Annotated in this window: 16 protein-coding genes; 9 read left to right on the top strand and 7 right to left on the bottom strand. The window is 67.7% G+C overall.

Annotated elements, in window-relative coordinates; genetic code table 11:
• Positions 1-77: 77 nt before the first annotated feature.
• The 3 genes from ACFO0J_RS06740 to ACFO0J_RS06730 all read right to left on the bottom strand — a co-directional run bounded on the left by ACFO0J_RS06740 (position 78) and on the right by ACFO0J_RS06730 (position 2,844).
• Positions 78-980: an SMP-30/gluconolactonase/LRE family protein gene (locus tag ACFO0J_RS06740; RefSeq protein WP_376812367.1), complete on the bottom strand. Its 903-nt coding sequence runs from the start codon at positions 978-980 to the stop codon at positions 78-80.
• A gap of 13 nt (positions 981-993) precedes the next feature.
• A complete protein-coding gene (gene kdgD / locus ACFO0J_RS06735; RefSeq protein WP_376812282.1) occupies positions 994-1,899 on the bottom strand; it encodes a 5-dehydro-4-deoxyglucarate dehydratase in 906 nt (301 codons plus the stop codon).
• A 210-nt stretch (positions 1,900-2,109) separates the two neighbouring features.
• Positions 2,110-2,844 (bottom strand): FadR/GntR family transcriptional regulator, encoded by a 735-nt coding sequence (locus ACFO0J_RS06730; protein ID WP_376812281.1) that lies wholly within the window; start codon positions 2,842-2,844, stop codon positions 2,110-2,112.
• A gap of 238 nt (positions 2,845-3,082) precedes the next feature.
• On the opposite strand from ACFO0J_RS06730, the gene garD reads away from it, so the two are divergent.
• Positions 3,083-4,603 (top strand): galactarate dehydratase, encoded by a 1,521-nt coding sequence (garD, locus tag ACFO0J_RS06725; RefSeq protein ID WP_376812366.1) that lies wholly within the window; start codon positions 3,083-3,085, stop codon positions 4,601-4,603.
• Here garD and ACFO0J_RS06720 read toward each other — a convergent pair.
• Complete coding sequence (locus ACFO0J_RS06720) at positions 4,600-5,874, bottom strand: glucarate dehydratase family protein (protein WP_376812280.1); 1,275 nt, start codon at positions 5,872-5,874, stop codon at positions 4,600-4,602. The two genes, garD and ACFO0J_RS06720, sit on opposite strands and share 4 nt — an antisense overlap.
• Positions 5,875-6,205: 331 nt before the next feature.
• Between ACFO0J_RS06720 and ACFO0J_RS06715 the strand changes: the two genes are divergently transcribed.
• The 8 genes from ACFO0J_RS06715 to ACFO0J_RS06680 all read left to right on the top strand — a co-directional run bounded on the left by ACFO0J_RS06715 (position 6,206) and on the right by ACFO0J_RS06680 (position 14,576).
• Positions 6,206-7,384, top strand: a complete 1,179-nt coding sequence (locus ACFO0J_RS06715) for an ABC transporter substrate-binding protein (RefSeq protein WP_376812279.1) — start codon at positions 6,206-6,208, stop codon at positions 7,382-7,384.
• Between the two features lie 86 nt (positions 7,385-7,470).
• Positions 7,471-8,550, top strand: a complete 1,080-nt coding sequence (locus ACFO0J_RS06710; RefSeq protein ID WP_376812278.1) for an ABC transporter ATP-binding protein — start codon at positions 7,471-7,473, stop codon at positions 8,548-8,550.
• Positions 8,547-9,410, top strand: a complete 864-nt coding sequence (locus ACFO0J_RS06705; protein ID WP_376812277.1) for an ABC transporter permease — start codon at positions 8,547-8,549, stop codon at positions 9,408-9,410. The genes ACFO0J_RS06710 and ACFO0J_RS06705 overlap by 4 nt, the downstream gene beginning before the upstream one ends.
• Positions 9,411-9,514: 104 nt before the next feature.
• Complete coding sequence (locus tag ACFO0J_RS06700) at positions 9,515-10,303, top strand: ABC transporter permease (protein ID WP_376812365.1); 789 nt, start codon at positions 9,515-9,517, stop codon at positions 10,301-10,303.
• Complete coding sequence (locus ACFO0J_RS06695) at positions 10,300-11,274, top strand: aldose epimerase family protein (RefSeq protein WP_376812276.1); 975 nt, start codon at positions 10,300-10,302, stop codon at positions 11,272-11,274. Before ACFO0J_RS06700 ends, ACFO0J_RS06695 begins: the two co-directional genes overlap by 4 nt.
• A 16-nt stretch (positions 11,275-11,290) precedes the next feature.
• Positions 11,291-12,859: an aldehyde dehydrogenase (NADP(+)) gene (locus tag ACFO0J_RS06690; protein WP_376812275.1), complete on the top strand. Its 1,569-nt coding sequence runs from the start codon at positions 11,291-11,293 to the stop codon at positions 12,857-12,859.
• Between the two features lie 140 nt (positions 12,860-12,999).
• Positions 13,000-13,956: a LysR family transcriptional regulator gene (locus ACFO0J_RS06685; RefSeq protein WP_376812274.1), complete on the top strand. Its 957-nt coding sequence runs from the start codon at positions 13,000-13,002 to the stop codon at positions 13,954-13,956.
• Positions 13,938-14,576 carry a carbonic anhydrase gene (locus ACFO0J_RS06680; RefSeq protein WP_376812273.1) on the top strand — a complete coding sequence of 213 codons (639 nt, stop codon included), beginning with the start codon at positions 13,938-13,940 and terminating at the stop codon, positions 14,574-14,576. The genes ACFO0J_RS06685 and ACFO0J_RS06680 overlap by 19 nt, the downstream gene beginning before the upstream one ends.
• Here ACFO0J_RS06680 and ACFO0J_RS06675 read toward each other — a convergent pair.
• The 3 genes from ACFO0J_RS06675 to ACFO0J_RS06665 all read right to left on the bottom strand — a co-directional run bounded on the left by ACFO0J_RS06675 (position 14,561) and on the right by ACFO0J_RS06665 (position 17,930).
• Positions 14,561-15,169, bottom strand: a complete 609-nt coding sequence (locus ACFO0J_RS06675; RefSeq protein WP_376812272.1) for an NUDIX domain-containing protein — start codon at positions 15,167-15,169, stop codon at positions 14,561-14,563. The two genes, ACFO0J_RS06680 and ACFO0J_RS06675, sit on opposite strands and share 16 nt — an antisense overlap.
• 93 nt (positions 15,170-15,262) lie before the next feature.
• Positions 15,263-15,916 (bottom strand): 3'-5' exonuclease, encoded by a 654-nt coding sequence (locus ACFO0J_RS06670; protein WP_376812271.1) that lies wholly within the window; start codon positions 15,914-15,916, stop codon positions 15,263-15,265.
• A 52-nt stretch (positions 15,917-15,968) separates the two neighbouring features.
• Positions 15,969-17,930, bottom strand: a complete 1,962-nt coding sequence (locus tag ACFO0J_RS06665) for a DUF294 nucleotidyltransferase-like domain-containing protein (protein WP_376812270.1) — start codon at positions 17,928-17,930, stop codon at positions 15,969-15,971.
• Between the last annotated feature and the right edge of the window lie 23 nt (positions 17,931-17,953).

Raw genomic sequence — 17,953 nt, 5'->3', positions numbered from 1 at the left:
TCCGTTACAGGGCGGTCAGCAAGATAGCATAAAGAGCCGCCGCGGCAGCCGTTTCCGCCGCACGCCGCCCAGGCGCATCAAGGCGCGTAAGCGGGTTCCTCGATCCCCTGCACCCCCGGGCGCAGGGCGAACAGCGCCCCGTCCAGCGCCAGGGGTCCGGCGCCGGCCGGGCGGATCGAGGTCACGAACAAGGTATCCAGGTCCGGGCCGCCGAACGCGCACATGGAGGGCTTGGCCACCGGCACGCTCAGGCTGCGGTCCAGGCGGCCGTCGGGCGTGTAGCGATGGATCAGGCCGGCGTCATTGCCGCAGATCCAGTAGCAGCCCTCCACGTCCACCGCCGCGCCATCGGGGCGGCCGCCCGGCAGTTTCTCGATGAACAGGCGGCGCCCGCTGGGCGTCCCGTCGTCGGGGTCGTAGTCAAAGGCCCAGACGCGCTGCTGATCGGGATGCGAGTCGGACAGGTACAGGGTGCGTCCGTCGGGGCTGAAGGCCAGCCCGTTGGGCGTCAGCATGCCCTGCTCAAAGACATCCAGGCGCGGCGCACCGTCCGGAGCGGTCAGGCGATACAGCACACCGACCGGCGCCGCCGGCCCGCCATTGTCCAGCATCGAGCCGACCCAGAAACGCCCCTGGCGGTCGCAGCGGCCGTCGTTGAAACGCATGCCGGGATGCGCGTGGGACACGCCCGCATACGGCGTCATCTCCAAGCGCTGACCGGCCTGCAAGGACAGACGGTAGACGCCGTCTTCCATGGCGCCCAGCCAGCCGCCGCCGGCCTGTCGGGCGATGCACGCCAGCCGTTGATCGGCACGCCAGCTGGTGTGCTGCCCATCCCCGGCGCGCCAGCGATGCAGCGTCCCGGCGGGAATGTCCACCCAGTACAGGGCCTGCTCGCCCGCATGCCAGACCGGGCTTTCCCCGGTCAGGTTGCGCGGGTGCAGCACCAGTTCGGCAGGCGAGGCGGAGACGGCGGACATGGGCATGGGCGGATCAGAGCGCTTCGATCAGCGCGCGCAGTTCGTCTTCTTCCGCAGCCGTCAGATCCACCAGGGGCGCGCGCACCGGACCGCCCGGATGACCGACGATGCGGGCGCCGGCCTTGACGATGCTCACAGCATAACCCTGCTTGCGGTTGCGGATTTCAAGCATCGGCAGGAAGAACGTGTCCAGCAACCGGCCGGTGGTTTCATGATCCCCGGCGCGGACCGCTTCGTAGAACTTCATCGCCGTCGCGGGGATGAAGTTGAACACGGCGGACGAATACACCGGCACGCCCAGGGCGCGATAGGCTTCGGCAAAGACCTCGGCCGTGGGCAGGCCGCCCAGGTAGGAGAAGCGATCGCCCAGCCGGCGGCGCACCCGGACCATGTTCTCGATGTCGCCGATGCCGTCCTTGAAACCGATCAGATTCGGGCATTCTTCGGCCAGTTGCTCCAGCACGGAGGCCGACAGGCGGCACTGACCCCGGTTGTAAATCACCACGCCGATATTGACGGACCGGCAGACTTCCTTGACGTGTGCGGCGATGCCGTCCTGCGGCGCCTCGGTCAGATAGTGCGGCATCAGCAGCAGGCCGGCCGCGCCCTGGCGCTCGGCTTCCTGGGCGAAAGCGATGGCGGTGCGCGTGGGGCCGCCCGCACCGGCCAGGATGGGCGTGTGCCCCTTGCAGGTCTGCACGGCCGTGCGCACGACTTGCGAGAAGTCTTCCAGCGTCAGGGAAAAGTACTCACCCGTGCCGCCGGCCGCGAACAGCGCGCGGGCGCCATACGGCATCAGCCATTCCAGGCGCGCCTGGTAACCCTTGGGGTCGAAATTTCCTTGAGCATCGAAATCGGTGATGGGGAAGGACAGCAGTCCGTCCCGCATGATTTCTTTCAGTTCCTGGCAAGTCGTCATTTGCGTGGTGTCCTCTGGTCTGGACAGGCGCACTTGGCGCCTGTCTTATCCGTTCATGTCGTACGTCATCATATGACATAAGACAACCATGAACAAGAAGAATCCTTTCGGACTAGCGTATACCCTTATATAAAGTCATTTTGTGTGGCGATTTCGTCAATGGACAAGGCATGCCACAGTCGCTTATCGCTTATACGATGACACAAGCGTTCAGGCGCCCTGCTCAGCGGCTTCCTGGGCGCGGCGCAGGCGTTCGCGGCTGTTGGTCAGGTGCGTGCGCATCGCCGCACGGGCCGCGTCCGGGTCCTTGCGGACGATGGCGTTGTAGATGTCCTCGTGCTCGACATGGACGCGGCCGAGATAGGCGGTACGGTCGTCTTCCGCCAGGGCCGCCGAATCGACGCGCGTCCGGGGGATGATGGCCTTGCCCAGTTGTTTGAGGATGTCGTGGAAATAGCGGTTGCCCGTCGCCGTCGCCACCGCCAGGTGGAACGCCACGTCCGAGACCACCACATTGCCGGTCTTTTTACGCACGTGCTCGGCGAACTCGTCCAGAATGCCGCGCAGTTGCTGGACCTGGGCGTCGGTGCGCCGCAGCGCGGCCAGCCCCGCCGCCTCGGTTTCCAGGCTGATCCGCAATTCCAGGATCGCCAGGACGTCGAGCATGGTCAGGATGTTTTCCGTGCGGATGCGCAGTTGCTGCTCGTTGCGGGGTTCGAGCAGAAAGGTCCCGATGCCGTGCCGGGTTTCGACCAGGCCCGCCGCCTGCAAACGCGAAATCGCCTCGCGGATGACGGTCCGGCTGACCCCGAAGGACTCCATCAGCGCCGATTCCGTCGGCAATTTCTCGCCGACGTGAAATTCGCCATGACGGATGCGTTCGGACAGGGCCGCCACGACATTCTGGGTGAGGTTACGCGAACGACGGGCGGGGACGGAGGCCATGAGCGGAGCCTGGAAAATTCGGACGATCCATGATACTGCATTCTCCAAGAGATAACTTATACGACGACATATTATTGATCCCTCAAACGAGAGCCGACAGGAGATCAGCACACATGGATAAAGGGTTTCGTGCATCCATCAAAACAGGATTGTCAGTATAAATCCCAAGTTGTATGATGAGATAACGACAAGGAGACATCCCGTGCATTCCCCCAAACCGACTGTCCAGGTCCCTCGCATGATCCGCATGCGCGCAGGCGACAACGTGGCCATCATCGCCAACGACCGGGGGCTGCCCGCGGGCGCCCGCATCGCCGACGGCCCGACCCTGCTCGACACCATCCCTCAGGGCCATAAAGTCGCCCTGTGCGACATCCCCGAAGGCGGCGCCGTCGTGCGCTACGGCGTCGTCATCGGCCATGCGACCAAGCCGCTGCCCGCCGGCAGCTGGGTCTACGAAGCCGTGATGCGCATGCCGCCGGCGCCGTCCCTGGACGATCTGCCCATCTGCACCGCCCCTGCCCCAGCCCTGGAGCCCCTGACGGGCTATACGTTCGAGGGCTACCGCAACGCCGACGGCTCCGTGGGCACCCGCAACATCCTGGCCATCGCCATGACCGTGCAATGCGTGGCCGGGGTGGCGGACATCGCCCTGGACCGGATCCGCCGCGAACTGCTGCCCCGCTATCCGAACGTGGACGGCGTGGTGGCGCTGCACCACGGCTACGGCTGCGGCGTGGCCATCGACGCCCCCGGCGCCTCGATCCCGGTGAAGACGCTGCGCCACATCGCGCAGAATCCGAACTTCGGCGGCGAGGCCATGCTCGTCAGCCTGGGCTGCGAAAAACTGCAACCCGAGCGCCTGATGCCGGATCGCTTCAAGGACCGCGGCGAGACGCACCCGGATCTGGTGCGCCTGCAGGACGAGCGGCACGTGGGCTTCGGCAGCATGATCGACGACATCCTGGCGATGGCCGAAACCCATCTGGAACGCCTGAACCAGCGCCGCCGGGAAACCTGCCCCGCGTCTGATCTGGTGGTGGGCGTGCAGTGCGGCGGCAGCGACGCCTTTTCCGGCGCCACCGCGAACCCGGCGGTCGGCCACGCCGCCGACCTGCTGGTGCGCGCAGGCGCCACCATCATGTTCTCCGAAGTCACCGAGGTCCGCGACGGCATCGACCAGTTGACGGCACGCGCCGCCACGCCCGAAGTCGCGCAAGACCTGATCCGCGAAATGGCCTGGTACGACGATTATCTCGCGCGCGGCCAGGCGGACCGCAGCGCCAACACCACGCCGGGCAACAAGCGCGGCGGCCTGTCGAACATCGTCGAAAAGGCCATGGGATCCATCGTCAAGTCCGGCAGCACGCCCATCCGCGGCGTCGTCCCCCCGGGCGAGCGCGCCCAAGGCAAGGGCCTGCTGTACGCCGCCACCCCGGCCGGCGATTTCGTCTGCGGCACCCTGCAACTGGCGGCCGGCATGAACGTCCACATCTTCACCACCGGCCGGGGCACGCCCTACGGCCTGGCCGAAGTGCCGGTGATCAAGGTCGCCACGCGCTCGGACCTGGCGCGCCGCTGGCACGACCTGATGGACGTCGACGCCGGCCGGATCGCCACCGGCGAGGCCAGCATCGAGGACCTGGGCCAGGAGCTGTTCGAACAGATCCTGGCCGTGGCCAGCGGCCGCAAGACCTGGGCCGAGCACTGGGGCATCGTGAATGACCTGGTGCTGTTCAACCCGGGTCCGGTCACTTAAAACCTGGGCGCCTTGCCGCTCCAATCCGGCTGATACTTGCGCATCTGCGCGGCATCATCCCGGGAGCGGATGCCGCAGGCCAGATACTGCTCGTGCAGCCGCGCCAGGGCGTCCTGGTCGATTTCCAGGCCCAGCCCCGGGGCGTCGCCCAGCACGATGGCGCCGTCGTGGAATTTCAGGTGCCCGCCGACGATGACTTCCTCGTCGGGATCCAGCCAGGGATAGTGCGTGTCGCAGGCGTAGCTGAGGGTCGGCACGCTGGCCGCCACGTGCGCCATCGCGATCAAGCTGATGCCCAGGTGCGAATTGGAATGCATGGACAAGCCCATGCCGAAGACCTCGCACATGCGCGCCAGCAACTGCGTGTCCCGCAGCCCGCCCCAGTAATGGTGGTCCGACAGAATGATCTGGCAGCCGTTGGCGGAGACATTATCGCGGAACTGGGCCATGTCCGTGACCACCATGTTCGTGGCCAGCGGCAGGCCGGTCGCCTGGTGCAGCGCAGCCATGTCGGCCAGCGTCGGGCACGGGTCCTCGTAGTATTCCAGCAGGCCGTCCAGGCGCTTGCCCATCTCGATCGCCGTCTCCAGCGACCAGTTGCCGTTGGGGTCGATGCGCAGCGGCATGCCCGGGAAACGCGCCGCCAGCGCCCGGACGCATTCCACTTCCTGTCCGGGCTCCAGCACCCCGCCCTTGAGCTTGATGCTCTGGAAACCGTACTGGCCGATCATGGTCTCGGCCTGAGCCACCAGTTGCGCGGGCGTCAGGGTCTCGCCCCAGGCGTCATCCGGATAGACCGGATCGACGTGGCGGGCATACTTGAAGAACAGATAGGCGCTGAAGGGCACCGCGTCGCGCGCGCGGCCGCCCAGCAGGTCGACCAGCGGCGCGCCCAGATGGCGGGCCTGCATGTCCATCAGGGCGACTTCCAGCGCCGAATACAGCTTCTGGACGTTCTTGGCCGGATCGGTGCCGGGCGCAAGCTTGTAGGCCGTGTTGGCGCTGACCTGGGTCCGGGCCACGACATCCTGAACGCGCCGGCGCAGGCCGTTCAAGTCAAAGGGATCCAGGCCGATCAGGCTGGGCTGCAGGGCCCGCAGCAGCTCGAGGATGGGCGCATCGCCGTAGGTTTCGCCCAGACCGATCTGGCCGGTGTCGCTTTCCAGCTCGATGATGGTGCGCAGCGCATAGGGCTCGTGAATGCCCGCGGCGTTCAGCAGCGGGGGATCCTTGAATGCGATGGGCGTGATCTTGACTGTCTTCAGTTTCATGGAGAGCCTTGCTTGGACGAAAAGAAATTATGTTGTCATATGACATGCAAACTGTAGATTCACCCGGAAATCCAGGACTACTAGGGAATATACCGATACGCAATGCCAATCTCTATTTTTATCCATATAAATCAAATAATTAAATCTTTTTTATATTTTATCAAAGGACCTTTCCATGCCGGGCCAATGCAAAAAAATGTTGTCCTGAAAGCCCATCGACTTATATGATGACTTACGAGAAGAACGGCCTGATCACCCGGGTCGTGGCTGAGCCGGATATTCCGTCCGCCGGCCTCTTACACGTACAGGCGTACACCCTAGGAGACAACTCATGAAAGGCACCAAGCAGTCCCCTCGGCAGGGACGATTCCACGCGCTGGCAGGCGCTCTGGCCCTGGCTCTGGCCGGCGCCGCCCTCCCGGCCCATGCCGCCCCCGTCACGCTGAACGTCGTCGACGTGGCCGGCAACCTGGCCCTGACGCAAAAGGCCCTGGAAGCCTTCCGCGACCAGCATCCCGAACTGGTCTCGAACATCACCTTCACCAACGCCCCCTCGCCGCAACTGCCCGGCAAGATCAAGGCCATGCAGAATGCCGGCCGTTCGGACATCGATCTGGTCCTGACCGGCACCGACGCCCTGGCCGCCGGCATCGAGCAAGACCTCTGGCTGAAGCTGCTGCCCGACCACCAGGCCGAATTCAAGGACATCCTGACCCAGTATGCGCGCGGTCCCGCCCGCATGCAGGAGCTGGCCCAGGGCTATGGCCTGGAAGTCACCTTCATGCCGGCCGGCCCGCTGCTGGAATACAACCCGGCCAAGGTCCAGAACCCGCCCAAGACCCCGGCCGAACTGCTGGCCTGGTGCAAGGCCAATCCCAACAAGCTGATCTACGCCCGTCCGGCGAACTCGGGCCCGGGCCGCACCTTCCTGATGGGCCTGCCCTACCTGCTGGGCGACAAGGATCCCTATGATCCGATCAACGGCTGGGACAAGACCTGGCAGTTCCTGAAGGAACTGAACGACTGCGTGCCCTACTACCCGGGCGGCACCTCGGCCGTGATGAAGGAACTGGGCGAAGGCAGCCGCGACATGACGGTGACCGTCACCGGCTGGGACATCAACCCGCGCGCGCTGGGCGTGGTGCCCGCCGACTTCAAGATCCAGGCCTTCGACAACTTCACCTGGGTCAACGACGCGCACTACATGGTGATCCCCAAGGGCGTCTCGGCCGAAAAGCAGAAGGTCCTGTTCGCGCTGCTGAAGTTCATGCTCGAACCCAAGCAGCAGGCCATGACCTATGACTCCGGCTACTTCTACCCCGGCCCGGCCATCCGCGACGTGCCCCTGTCCGCCGCGCCGGCCGAAAGCCAGGAAATCATCAAGAAGTTCGGCCGCCCGGAATACGACGAGCTGATCGCCCGCCGCCCCAACGCCGTACCGCTGGATGCCAAGGCCATGGTCGAAGCCTTCCGCAAGTGGGACACCGAAGTCGGCGCCCTGAAGAAGTAATGTAGTCATCAGCAGTCGCTTTCCCGTGTACGGCCGCCTGCCTGCCCTGGGCACGCGGGCGGCCCGCCCTCCCTGGATCTAGGATCATGAATCATTCTTTTCAACAGCTGCGCCTGGACGCCGTGGGCCGGAAATTCGATACGGTTTCCGGTTCGGCCGTCGCCGCCCTGAGCGGCCTCAGCCTCGACATCCAGCGCGGGGAGTTCATCGCCCTGCTGGGGCCGTCGGGCTGCGGCAAATCGACCGCCCTGAACTGCCTGGCGGGCCTGACCTCGCTCACCGAGGGCAGCATCTGGCTGGATGACACCCGCATCGACGTGCTGCCCCCCGAACGGCGCGGCTTCGGCATGGTGTTCCAGAACTACGCGCTGTTTCCCCACATGTCGGTGCGCGACAACGTGGGCTTCGGCCTGCGGATGCGCGGCGTGCGCAAGGACGAGATCGCCCGCCGCGTGCAGTCGGCCCTGGCCCTGGTCCAGCTGGAAGGCCACGAGCACAAGCTGCCGGGCCAATTGTCCGGCGGCCAGCAACAGCGCGTCGCCATCGCCCGGGCCATCGTCATCGAGCCGCCCGTGATCCTGATGGACGAACCGCTGTCGAACCTGGACGCCAAGCTGCGCATCGAGATGCGCGCGGAGATCCGCCGCATCCACCGCCAACTGGAACGCGCCACCATTTACGTCACCCACGACCAGGACGAAGCCCTGTCGATGGCCGACCGGATCGTGGTCATGCGCACCGGCGCGGTGCAGCAGATCGGCGCGCCGCGCGAAGTCTACGGCCGACCGAACAACCTGCACGTGGCGCGCTTCATGGGCTATCGCAACGTGCTCGACTGCCGCCTCGTGCGCCAGGCCGGCGACGGTCTGCTCATCGAACGCAATCAAGTCCAACTGAACGGCACGGCCATCGGCGACCTGAGCGGCCGCCAGGAAGTCGCCATCGCCATGCGGCCCGACGATTTCGAGATCGCCGACGACGGCCAGGCCAACAACATCAACGCCACGGTCAAGACCCTGGAATTCGGCGGGCGCGATTCCCTGCTGCTGGTCGCCACCGACCTGGGCGATCTGTACGTCCGCCTGCCGGGCGCCTTCGCCCCGGGCGACCGCATCCGGCTGCGCATCCCGGCCGACCGGGTCCTGGCTTACGCGGAGGCAGCATGAATGCCGTTGCGCCGACCGGAGACCGGCGCGGCTGGCTGGTCGCGCCCGCCGTCCTGGTGCTGCTGGCCCTGTTCGTCTACCCCTTCGCCTACGGCGTGTTCATCTCGACACAGCCCCTGGAAGGCGGCGGACTCTGGGCCAACTACACGCATTTCTTCACCACGCAGTCCCAATGGGGCACGCTCTGGGTGACGCTGAAGCTGGCCGTGCCCGCCACCCTGATCAACATCGGCCTGTCCGTGCCGGTCGCCTTCGCCCTGCGCCGCAACAGCCGCGCGCAGCGCATCGTCACGACGCTGCTGGTGATCCCGATCACCCTGGGCACCGTGCTGGTGGCCGAAGGCATGCTGACCTTCTACGGCCCGGCGGGCTGGTTCCCGCAATTCCTGCAGGGCCTGCACCTGTACATGGACGAAGTCCGCCTGACCCACAACTTCTGGGGCGTGCTGATTTCCCTGGTGATCTCCGGCTTTCCCTTCGCCTTCCTGCTGACCCTGTCCTACATCTCGGGCATCGACCCGACGCTGGCGCGGGCGGCGGGGACGCTGGGCGCCGGCCCCTGGAACCAGTTCCGGCTGATCTATCTGCCGCTGCTGGTGCCGGGGCTGTCGATGGCCGCCGCGCTGTCCTTCGTCCAGGCTTTCGCCGTGTTCCCCTCGGCCATCCTGCTGGGCGCCCCGGCGGGTCCGACGCGGGTGATCTCCATCGCCGCCTATGAAGCGGCCTTCGAACAATACGACTACGGCATGGCCTCGGCCATCGCCATCGTCATGGGGTTCGTGCAGTTGCTCATCGTCTGCGCGATCTTCGCCTTCCGGCGCGCCTTCTACAGCGGGCCGGCCACCAGCGGCAAGGGTTGACGATCATGAACGCACACACTCTCCCGACTTCCCAGGCTGGTCTGCCTGCCGCCTCGCCCTCGCGGCGCTGGGGCTGGTTGTGGCGCGCCACGATCTGGACCGTCATGGGCTTTTTCCTGCTCAACGTCATCTTCATGATCGCCACCGTGGTGGTCAATTCGGTGGCGACCCGCTGGTTCGGCACACCGCTGCCCGAAGGCTTCACCTTGAGCTGGTACGGCCGCGCCTGGGACGACTTCCAGTTGTCGCACGTCCTGGTGGTCACACTGGAAGTCGTCGCCGCCACGGTCTTCCTCTCGATCCTGCTGGGCGTGCCCGCCGCCTACGCCCTGGCGCGCGCCCAGTTCCGGGGCAAGCGTCTGGCCATGCTGCTGATCCTGCTGCCCATGATGGTTCCGCCGGTCACCTACGGCATCCCCATGGCCACGGCGATGTACCAGATCGGCGTCGGCGGTACGCTGACGGGCGTCATCCTGTCCAATCTGGTGCCTGCCCTGCCCTTCGTGATCCTGGTGATGACCCCCTTCATCGAGCAGATCGACCCGGGCCTGGAATCCGCCGCGCGCATCTTCGGCGCCAACACCTTCCAGTATTTCCGTCACGTGCTGCTGCCCCTGCTGGTGCCGGGCATGCTGGCAGCGGGCCTGCTGGTGCTGGTGCGCACCATCGGCATGTTCGAACTGACCTTCTTCACGGCGGGACCGGATTCCCAGACCCTGGTGGTGGCGCTGTACTACGCGGTGTTCTCCACCGGCGTGCGGGCGCCGCAGGCGATCGACGCCATGGCGATGATCTATATGGCCATCACCCTGCTGTGGGTCCTGATCGCCCTGCGCTTCGTCAGCCCGACGCAACTGGTCAGCCGCGTCAAGGAAGCACCGCGCGAAGCATGAGCGCAGACCGCATGCACACGCCTCCAGGCGGACCGTCTCTGTACGCCGCCTGGATGGACGCGACGGAACCGACCCACCGGGTCCTGCGCCACGGCCCTCATCGGGCCGTGGTCGCTCCGGCGGCCGGCGGGCGCATCCTGCGCTGGACCACGGACCTGCCTGCAGGACCGCGCGACTGGCTGGCCCCTGTCGACATCGATGGCTGGCCTGCCGGGGCCTGGCCCAAGGGCGGCATCTTCCCCCTGGCGCCATTTTCCAACCGGGTACGCGACGCCCGCCTGCACTGGGGCGCCGACACCCTGGCGCTGGAAGTCCTGCCCGGCCATCCGCATGCCCTGCACGGCCAGGCCCAGGCCATGCCCTGGACAGTCCTGGACAGCGGCGTCGATTTCGTCCAACTGCTGCTGGACCATCCCGCCGGCGTCGGCGGCTGGCCCTGGGCCTGGCGGCTGCACCAGGCCATCCGGCTGGAATCCGCGGGCCTGCGCGTACGCCTGTCGCTGCGCAACGTGTCGGACAGCCCCATGCCTGCCGGCCTGGGATTGCATCCCTACTTCACGGCGACCGGCACCCGGCTGGGCGCCGTGACCGAGTGGACCCACGAAGAAGAACTGGCGCGCTTTCCCCGGCCCAACCGGCGCGCGGACTGGCAACGCGGCACGCAAACCTGGACCGCCTTCCTGGGCGGCTGGGACGGCCATGCCCAGGTCGACTGGGCGCACGGCCCAGGCCTGACCCTGCACGCCGAAGGTCCGCTGGAACACCTGGTGCTGCACGCCAATGCCGGACGCTACCTGTGCGTCGAACCGGCCACCCACGTCTGCGACGCCGTCAACCTGAACGCGTCCGGACAAGCCGGCACCGGCTTGCGCATCCTGGCGCCCGACGAATCCCTGGACATCGGCCTGCGGCTCGATGTCCGCCCGACCCCGGCCCGCCGCCCTGGCGGCGCGGCCCCGACCGACTTCTGATACCAAGGACCCCAGCATGCAACTCACCGGCACCCAATTGATCGGCAGCCAGGACATCCCCGGCACCGGCGCCGAATTCCACGCCTGCGACCCCGCCACCGGCGAAGCGCTGGCGCCCGCCTGGCGCGGCGCGGACGCCGCCCAGGTGGACCAGGCGGCGCGGCTGGCCGAAGCCGCCTTCGCGGCCTACCGCGAAACCGGCCTGGAAGCGCGCGCCGCGTTTCTGGAAGCCATTGCCCAATCCATCCTGGACCTGGGCGACGTGCTGATCGAACGCGCCATGCGCGAGACCGGCCTGCCCCGGCCGCGCCTGGAAGGCGAACGCGGACGCACCGTGAACCAGTTGCGCCTGTTCGCGCGCGTGGTGCGCGACGGCGACTGGGTCGGCGCCCGCATCGACCATGCCTTGCCCGAGCGCGCGCCGCTGCCGCGCGCCGACATCCGCCTGCGCCACATCCCCGTGGGGCCGGTGGCGGTCTTCGGCGCCAGCAATTTCCCCCTGGCCTTCTCGGTGGCGGGCGGCGACACGGCCTCGGCCCTGGCGGCCGGCGCGCCGGTCATCGTCAAAGCGCATCCCGCGCACCCCGGCACCTCGGAACTGGTGGGCCGCGCCATCCGCCGGGCGATCCAGCAATGCGGCCTGCATGAAGGCGTGTTCTCCCTGCTGGCCGGTCCGGGCAATGACCTGAGCCTGGCGCTGGTCGGTCACCCCGTCATCCAGGCCGTCGGCTTCACGGGTTCCCGCCAGGGCGGCCTGGCGCTGATGCGCGCCGCCGCCGCGCGCCCCATCCCCATTCCGGTCTACGCCGAAATGAGCAGCACCAATCCGGTATTCCTGCTGCCCGGCGCCCTGGCCGCGCGCGCCGAGGACATCGCCAAAGGCTTCGTCGCCTCGCTGACCGGCAGCGCGGGCCAGCTCTGCACCAACCCCGGCCTGATCGTCGGCCTGGACGGCCCGGACCTGGACCGCTTCGTGCGCCAGGCCGCGGAAGGCGTGAACGCCGCACCGGCCGCCACCATGCTGACCACGGGCATTGCCCGGTCCTACCGGGAAGGCGTCGAACGCCTGCACAGCCACGCAGGCGTCGAGCCCCTGGCGCGCGGCGCGGCGGGCGACGGTCCCGCACCCTGCCAGGCCGGCCTGGCGACGGCCACGGCCCAGGCCTTCCTGGCGGACCCGGCCGGGCTGGGCGCCGAGGTCTTTGGCGCCAGCGCCCTGATCGTGCGCTGCGCCTCGACCGGTGAATTCGCGGCCGTCGCCCAGGCGCTGGAAGGCCAGTTGACGGCCACCCTGCACCTGCAGGCCGGCGCCGACGACGCCCTGGCGGCCGCACTGCTGCCGGTCCTGGAACTGAAGGCCGGCCGCATCCTGGCCAACGGCTTTCCGACCGGCGTCGAAGTGTGCGACGCCATGGTCCACGGCGGGCCGTTCCCCGCCACCTCCGATCCGCGCACGACCTCGGTGGGCACGCTGGCGATCACACGCTTCCTGCGCCCCGTGTGCTACCAGGACATCGCCGACGGCCTGCTGCCCCCCGCGCTGCGGGCGGGCAATCCCTGGGGGATTCCCCGTACCGAGCGGTAAGCCGCGCGCCGCCGGCCCCAGCGCCGGCACACACGCCCAGGCCCCGACACGCCCTCCCGAACACGGAGGGCGTGTTTTTTCTGCTTTATATGTTCTTTAATCTGGATATATAATTTCTCACTGTTCTATAAAACAGAACGATGAACATCAATCAACTCAACTTCAAGCACCTGTTCTACTTCTGGCGCGTGGCCCAGCAGGGCTCGCTCACGCACGCGGCCGAACAGCTCCAGACCTCTCAGTCCGCCCTCTCCACCCAGATCCGACAGCTGGAAACCCGCCTGGGCACGCCGCTGTTCGACCGCCAGGGCCGCCAACTGGCGCTCACCGCGACGGGCCAGCAGGTCTTCGCCTACGCCGACAGCATGTTCGGGCTGGGCGAACAGATGCTCGGATGGCTCGAAGGCCGCGACGAAGACACGGCGCCCATTCGGGTGGGCAGCGTCTCGACCATGTCGCGCAACTTCCAGGTCAACTGGCTGCGTCCCTTGCTGCACGACCCCAGGGTCGTACTGTCCGTGGAATCCGGCCTGCTGCCGACCCTGGTGGAACGTCTGCTGCGCCACCAGTTGGACGTGGTGCTCGCCAACCAGCCCGTGCCCTCTGATCCTGCCCGCCCGATGTCCTCGCGGTTCCTGGGCAGCCAGGACATCTCGCTGGTTGGCCGGGCCGACCGCTGGTCGGGCGCCACCTTGCGTGTCCCCGAAGACCTGGACGCGATCGAAATGGCCATGCCCAGCGCCCGCCACGGTGTGCGTCTGCAATTCGACGCATTGTGTTTTTCGGCCGGGGTACGGCCCCGGCTGCGCGCCGAAATCGACGACATGACGATGCTGCGGCTGATCGCGCGTGACAGCGGCTGGATCACGGTGCTGCCGGAAGTGGTCGTGCAGGACGAGCTGCACTCGGGCGAGCTGGTGCACGTCGGCGAGTCCTCTCAACTGACCGAACATTTCTACGCCATCACGGTCCGGCACGGCCACCTGGCGGGCCCGCTCAACCAGCTGCTGTCGCGCGAGACGGCCGGCGGCATCTTCACCGACGCACCCAACCCCATTCAACCCACAAGGACCTCATCGTGTTCCCTCAACGACTGACCGACGGCTACCGCTCTTTCCTGCACGGCCGGCTCGCCACCGAGCGCGCGCGCTACCTCGACCTGGCCGAACACGGCCAGCATCCGGACATCATGCTGATCAGTTGCGGGGATTCGCGCGTGGCGCCCGAGACCATCTTCGATGCGGGCCCGGGCGAAATGTTCGTGGTGCGCAATATCGCCGGCATCGTCCCGCCCTGCGACGAGGACCCGGAAACCGCCTTCCACGGCACCAGCGCCTGCGTCGAGTTCGGCGTCAATGCCCTGGAAGTCGGCCACATCGTCATCATGGGCCACGCCAGTTGCGGCGGCGTGGCGGCCTACGCCAACCAGGCCGCCCCCCTGTCCAAGCGCGACTTCATCGGCAAGTGGATGTCCCAGATCAAGCCCGTGGCCGACGCGGTCGGCCCGCGCACGGACGACTACGCCGACTGGATCCGCCGGATGGAATGGGGCGTGGTGGAATACAGCATGCGCAACCTGATGACCTTCCCCGCCGTGCGCGAGCGCGTCCAGGCCGGCACGCTCGCCATCCACGGCGCGTATTTCGGCGTCGCCACGGGCGTGTTGTTCGTGCGCAATCCCGCCACCGGCCGTTTCGAGCCCTACACGGACTCCTGATCGGGATTGGCCTGCCAATCCAGCGTCCAGCGCCCGCTGCGCACGTTCTGCAGCCACAGCAGGCAGGTCTGGGTCTTGGCATCGGTGAGCGCGCCCTCGCGGCAGGCCTCGAACACCTCATCGTCGGACAGGGTGCGGACGTCCAGGAATTCGTCCGCGTCCAGGTGCCGTTCGCCAGCGCTCAGGCCCCGGGCGAAGAACACGTGGATGATCTCGGTGGAATAGGCGATGGCCAGGTGCATGCCCCCGGCGCGGGCCCATTCCGCCGCCGTGCAGCCCGTTTCCTCGCGCAGCTCGCGCCGGGCGCAGCGCCAGGGATCTTCGCCCGGCTCCAGCTTGCCGGCCGGGAACTCCGTCATGACGCGGCCCACGGGATAGCGGAACTGGCGCTCGACCAGCACGTGATGATCGTCCAGCAGGGGAATCACCACCACCGCGCCCGGATGCACGATGTATTCACGCGTCGAAACGCCGCCGTCGGGCATGCGCACCGTATCGCGGCGCGCCTTCAGAAAGCCGCCCTCGCACAAGGTCTCGCTCTGCAGCAGGGTCTCGATCAGGTGCGCGTCGGAAGGTTCGGGAATGTCGGTCATGGCGGGCTTGGGGATCAGAAGCGAAGGAAGCGGAAGGCGGCCCCGACAAGCACGGAGCCGCACGGCCCTCATCATACGGCGCGACGCACCGGATCAGAAAACCGGACCGCCCGTGCCCATCCGGCCAGCCCGCCAGGCGCGCGCTGCCGCCGCCAGCTCGCCCCAGGTGCGCAGGCCCCGGCCTTGCGCCCGGCTCAGGACGACGAGGACGAGTTCCGCCGTCAGCAGGGCATCAGAGACCGCCGTATGGCGAGCCTCGGCCACCAGCCCGAAGACCGCACCCCACGCATCCAGGCCCGCGTGCGGACCCAGCCGCGCAGCCTGGTCCGGGAACAGCATCGGCGCCAGCACCGCCAAGTCCAGCACCTCAAGATCCCAACGCCGTCCCAGGTGCGCCTTCAGCGCTCGGCTCAGCAGCGCGCAGTCGAAACCGGCATGAAACGCCAGCCACACCGCATCGCCTGCAAAATCCAGCAGCCCCGCCAAAGCGTCCGGCGGCGGCGCGCCACGCTCCAGGTCGGCCCGCGTCAGGCCGTGAAACAAGCGGCTGACCAGGCCCAGCGGGCCGGGCGCGCGCAGGGTCCGGTCGTACTGGCGACCCAGGGGGATCGCCAGGCCTTCGATACGGACCGCGCCGATCGACAGAATGCGGTCCCGCCGCGGGTCCAGGCCACTGGCCTCCAGGTCAAAGACCACGGCCGGATGGTCGCGGAACGCCCGATCCCGCCAGACCTCGCGTTTTCTCATCCACATGACCGACCGCCCAAGCACGGCCCGGCGGCTTGCAGCACAGCGTGTTTCATAGGCGATAGCTGTAGCGCAGCAGCTTCTGCAGGTCGGCGGCCTGGCGCAGGGCCTCGCGCAGGATGCGCCGGTCCAGGGCATTGAGCGATCCCGGCTGGATGTGGTTGGACGCGGGCGCGCCCGCATGGAACTGCGCCTGATGCTGCCGCAGGCGCAACGACTGCAGATAGCGATAGGATTCGACGTAGGTGCCGACGTCGCGCGCACTCAGCACGCCGCGCTCGGCCAGCGCCCGCAAGCGGCCCTCTGTCGAGGTCTCGGCAATGCCGCCGGCCAGGGCGAAGACCCGGGCGGCGTCCACGAAGAGCGTCAGCGCCTGTGTCTTCAGGTCGAAGCCCGAAGATCCGACCTTCCAGGCGCCGCCCGCGATCTCGAACAGGCCGCCGGACGGCGGCTGGTTGCGCAGGGCCGTCTCGGCCAGCATCCGCAGGAACTGGGGGGAATCCGCCACCCGGTCCAGCAGGGACCGGCTCAGCGCCTCGAAGCCATTGTCCTCGCCCCACAGCAGCCGCAGATCGAAACAGATGACCGCCTGCAGCAGGTTTTCCGGCGTGGGCCGCCGGATGATCTCGGCGAACCAGCGCTCCCATTCCAGCGCCGAGAGCCGCAGGGCCGGATTGCGGGCCATGACATTGCCCCGGCACAACGGCAGGCCGCAGCGGTCCAGCCCCTGGTTGACCGCCTCGGCCAGCGGGCGCAGGACCTCGCGCAGCACGCGCGCCTCGGCGTCGGTCGCGGCCTGGAACAACATCCCGTTGTCCTGGTCCGTCAGCAGTGTCTGTTCACGCCGGCCCTCGCTGCCAAACGCCAGCCAGGCGAACGGCACGCCGGGATCGCCGACGTCCCGCAAGGCCAGTTCGATCACGCGATGCGTGGCGTGGTCGTTCATCTGGGCGATCAGGCGCAGCGCCTGCAAGGCGTCGACGCCGTGCGCCAGCATGCCCGAAACCGTCCGGGCCAGGTCCGCACGCAGCACGGCCAGCGTCTCGACGTCTTCGGCCTGGCGCATGGCCCGCGCCAGATGCACGACGCCGATCCGCTGCAAGGCGAACAAATCGCGTTCGGACACCACGCCCGTCAGGACGCCGTCCTTGACGATGCACAAATGTCCGATGCGGCGATGCGCCATCAGCAGAATCGCCTCGAAGGCGGCGGCCTCGGGCGGCAGGCACACCGGCTCGCGCGTCATGAACGTCCCGATCGGCGCGTCCAGCCTGCCCACCGCGTCCGCCACTTCACGACGCAGGTCGCGCAGGGTGAAGACCCCCACGGGACGGCGATTCCCATCCGTGATGACGATGCTGCCCACCCGGCGCTCGTGCATCCGCCGCACGGCCTGGGACAAGGGCAGATCCGGCAGGCAGGCCACCGGGTCGCGCGCCATGATCGCCGCCAGCGTCTGATCGAAAACATAGCCGTCCACCTGAACGGCTGCGGCTTCCTGGCGCGTGCGCTGGTGCAGCCGCTCCAGCAGGCTGCCCGCCCCGCGCAGCGCAAAGGCGCGAAACGGTTCGGACCGTTCCAGCAGCGTGACGAAATCCGACCGATCCATCTGCAGGCAGAATGTATCCTGCACGGCGCGATAGCGCGTGCGGGTGGGCCGGTGCGCCAGCAAGGCGGCCACCGGGAAAGCGTCGGCCGGTCCCAGGACGAAACCCTCGGCCGACGCAGCGCCCGCAGGCGGCGTCGGCGCCGTGCCGGCGTCGGCGCCCGCCTCGGGACGGCGCCCCGCGACCTCGCCCTGGCGGATCAGATACCACGCCTCGGCAGGTCCGTCGCCGGGGGCGGCGATCTCCTGGCCCGCCTCGTAAAACCGCAGCCGCAGCCGCTCGATCAGCCAGCCCACGTGCGCCGGCTCCATCTGGTCGAAAGGCGGATATTCCCGCAGGAAGCGCATCAAGCCCTGCGCATTCTGGTTCACGGCCTCCCGGGCCGCCGCATCCGATCTGTCTGACATGGCAACGTTCCCGAGACCATCAC

Source organism: Castellaniella hirudinis (assembly GCF_042651965.1).
GTDB classification, from domain to species: domain Bacteria; phylum Pseudomonadota; class Gammaproteobacteria; order Burkholderiales; family Burkholderiaceae_B; genus Castellaniella; species Castellaniella hirudinis.
The sequence above is the reverse complement of the archived record's forward strand: the minus strand, read 5'-3'. Positions and strand labels throughout refer to the sequence as shown.

Excerpts from the sequence above, each read along its gene's own strand:
- kdgD (WP_376812282.1), bottom strand. The coding sequence starts at position 1,899 with ATGACGACTTGCCAGGAACTGAAAGAAATCATGCGGGACGGACTGCTG.
- ACFO0J_RS06700 (WP_376812365.1), top strand. The coding sequence starts at position 9,515 with ATGGGCTTTTTCCTGCTCAACGTCATCTTCATGATCGCCACCGTGGTG.
- ACFO0J_RS06695 (WP_376812276.1), top strand. The coding sequence starts at position 10,300 with ATGAGCGCAGACCGCATGCACACGCCTCCAGGCGGACCGTCTCTGTAC.
- ACFO0J_RS06720 (WP_376812280.1), bottom strand. The coding sequence starts at position 5,874 with ATGAAACTGAAGACAGTCAAGATCACGCCCATCGCATTCAAGGATCCC.
- ACFO0J_RS06690 (WP_376812275.1), top strand. The coding sequence starts at position 11,291 with ATGCAACTCACCGGCACCCAATTGATCGGCAGCCAGGACATCCCCGGC.
- ACFO0J_RS06705 (WP_376812277.1), top strand. The coding sequence starts at position 8,547 with ATGAATGCCGTTGCGCCGACCGGAGACCGGCGCGGCTGGCTGGTCGCG.
- ACFO0J_RS06710 (WP_376812278.1), top strand. The coding sequence starts at position 7,471 with ATGAATCATTCTTTTCAACAGCTGCGCCTGGACGCCGTGGGCCGGAAA.
- garD (WP_376812366.1), top strand. The coding sequence starts at position 3,083 with ATGATCCGCATGCGCGCAGGCGACAACGTGGCCATCATCGCCAACGAC.
- ACFO0J_RS06740 (WP_376812367.1), bottom strand. The coding sequence starts at position 980 with ATGTCCGCCGTCTCCGCCTCGCCTGCCGAACTGGTGCTGCACCCGCGC.
- ACFO0J_RS06715 (WP_376812279.1), top strand. The coding sequence starts at position 6,206 with ATGAAAGGCACCAAGCAGTCCCCTCGGCAGGGACGATTCCACGCGCTG.
- ACFO0J_RS06730 (WP_376812281.1), bottom strand. The coding sequence starts at position 2,844 with ATGGCCTCCGTCCCCGCCCGTCGTTCGCGTAACCTCACCCAGAATGTC.
- ACFO0J_RS06675 (WP_376812272.1), bottom strand. The coding sequence starts at position 15,169 with ATGACCGACATTCCCGAACCTTCCGACGCGCACCTGATCGAGACCCTG.
- ACFO0J_RS06685 (WP_376812274.1), top strand. The coding sequence starts at position 13,000 with ATGAACATCAATCAACTCAACTTCAAGCACCTGTTCTACTTCTGGCGC.
- ACFO0J_RS06670 (WP_376812271.1), bottom strand. The coding sequence starts at position 15,916 with ATGAGAAAACGCGAGGTCTGGCGGGATCGGGCGTTCCGCGACCATCCG.
- ACFO0J_RS06665 (WP_376812270.1), bottom strand. The coding sequence starts at position 17,930 with ATGTCAGACAGATCGGATGCGGCGGCCCGGGAGGCCGTGAACCAGAAT.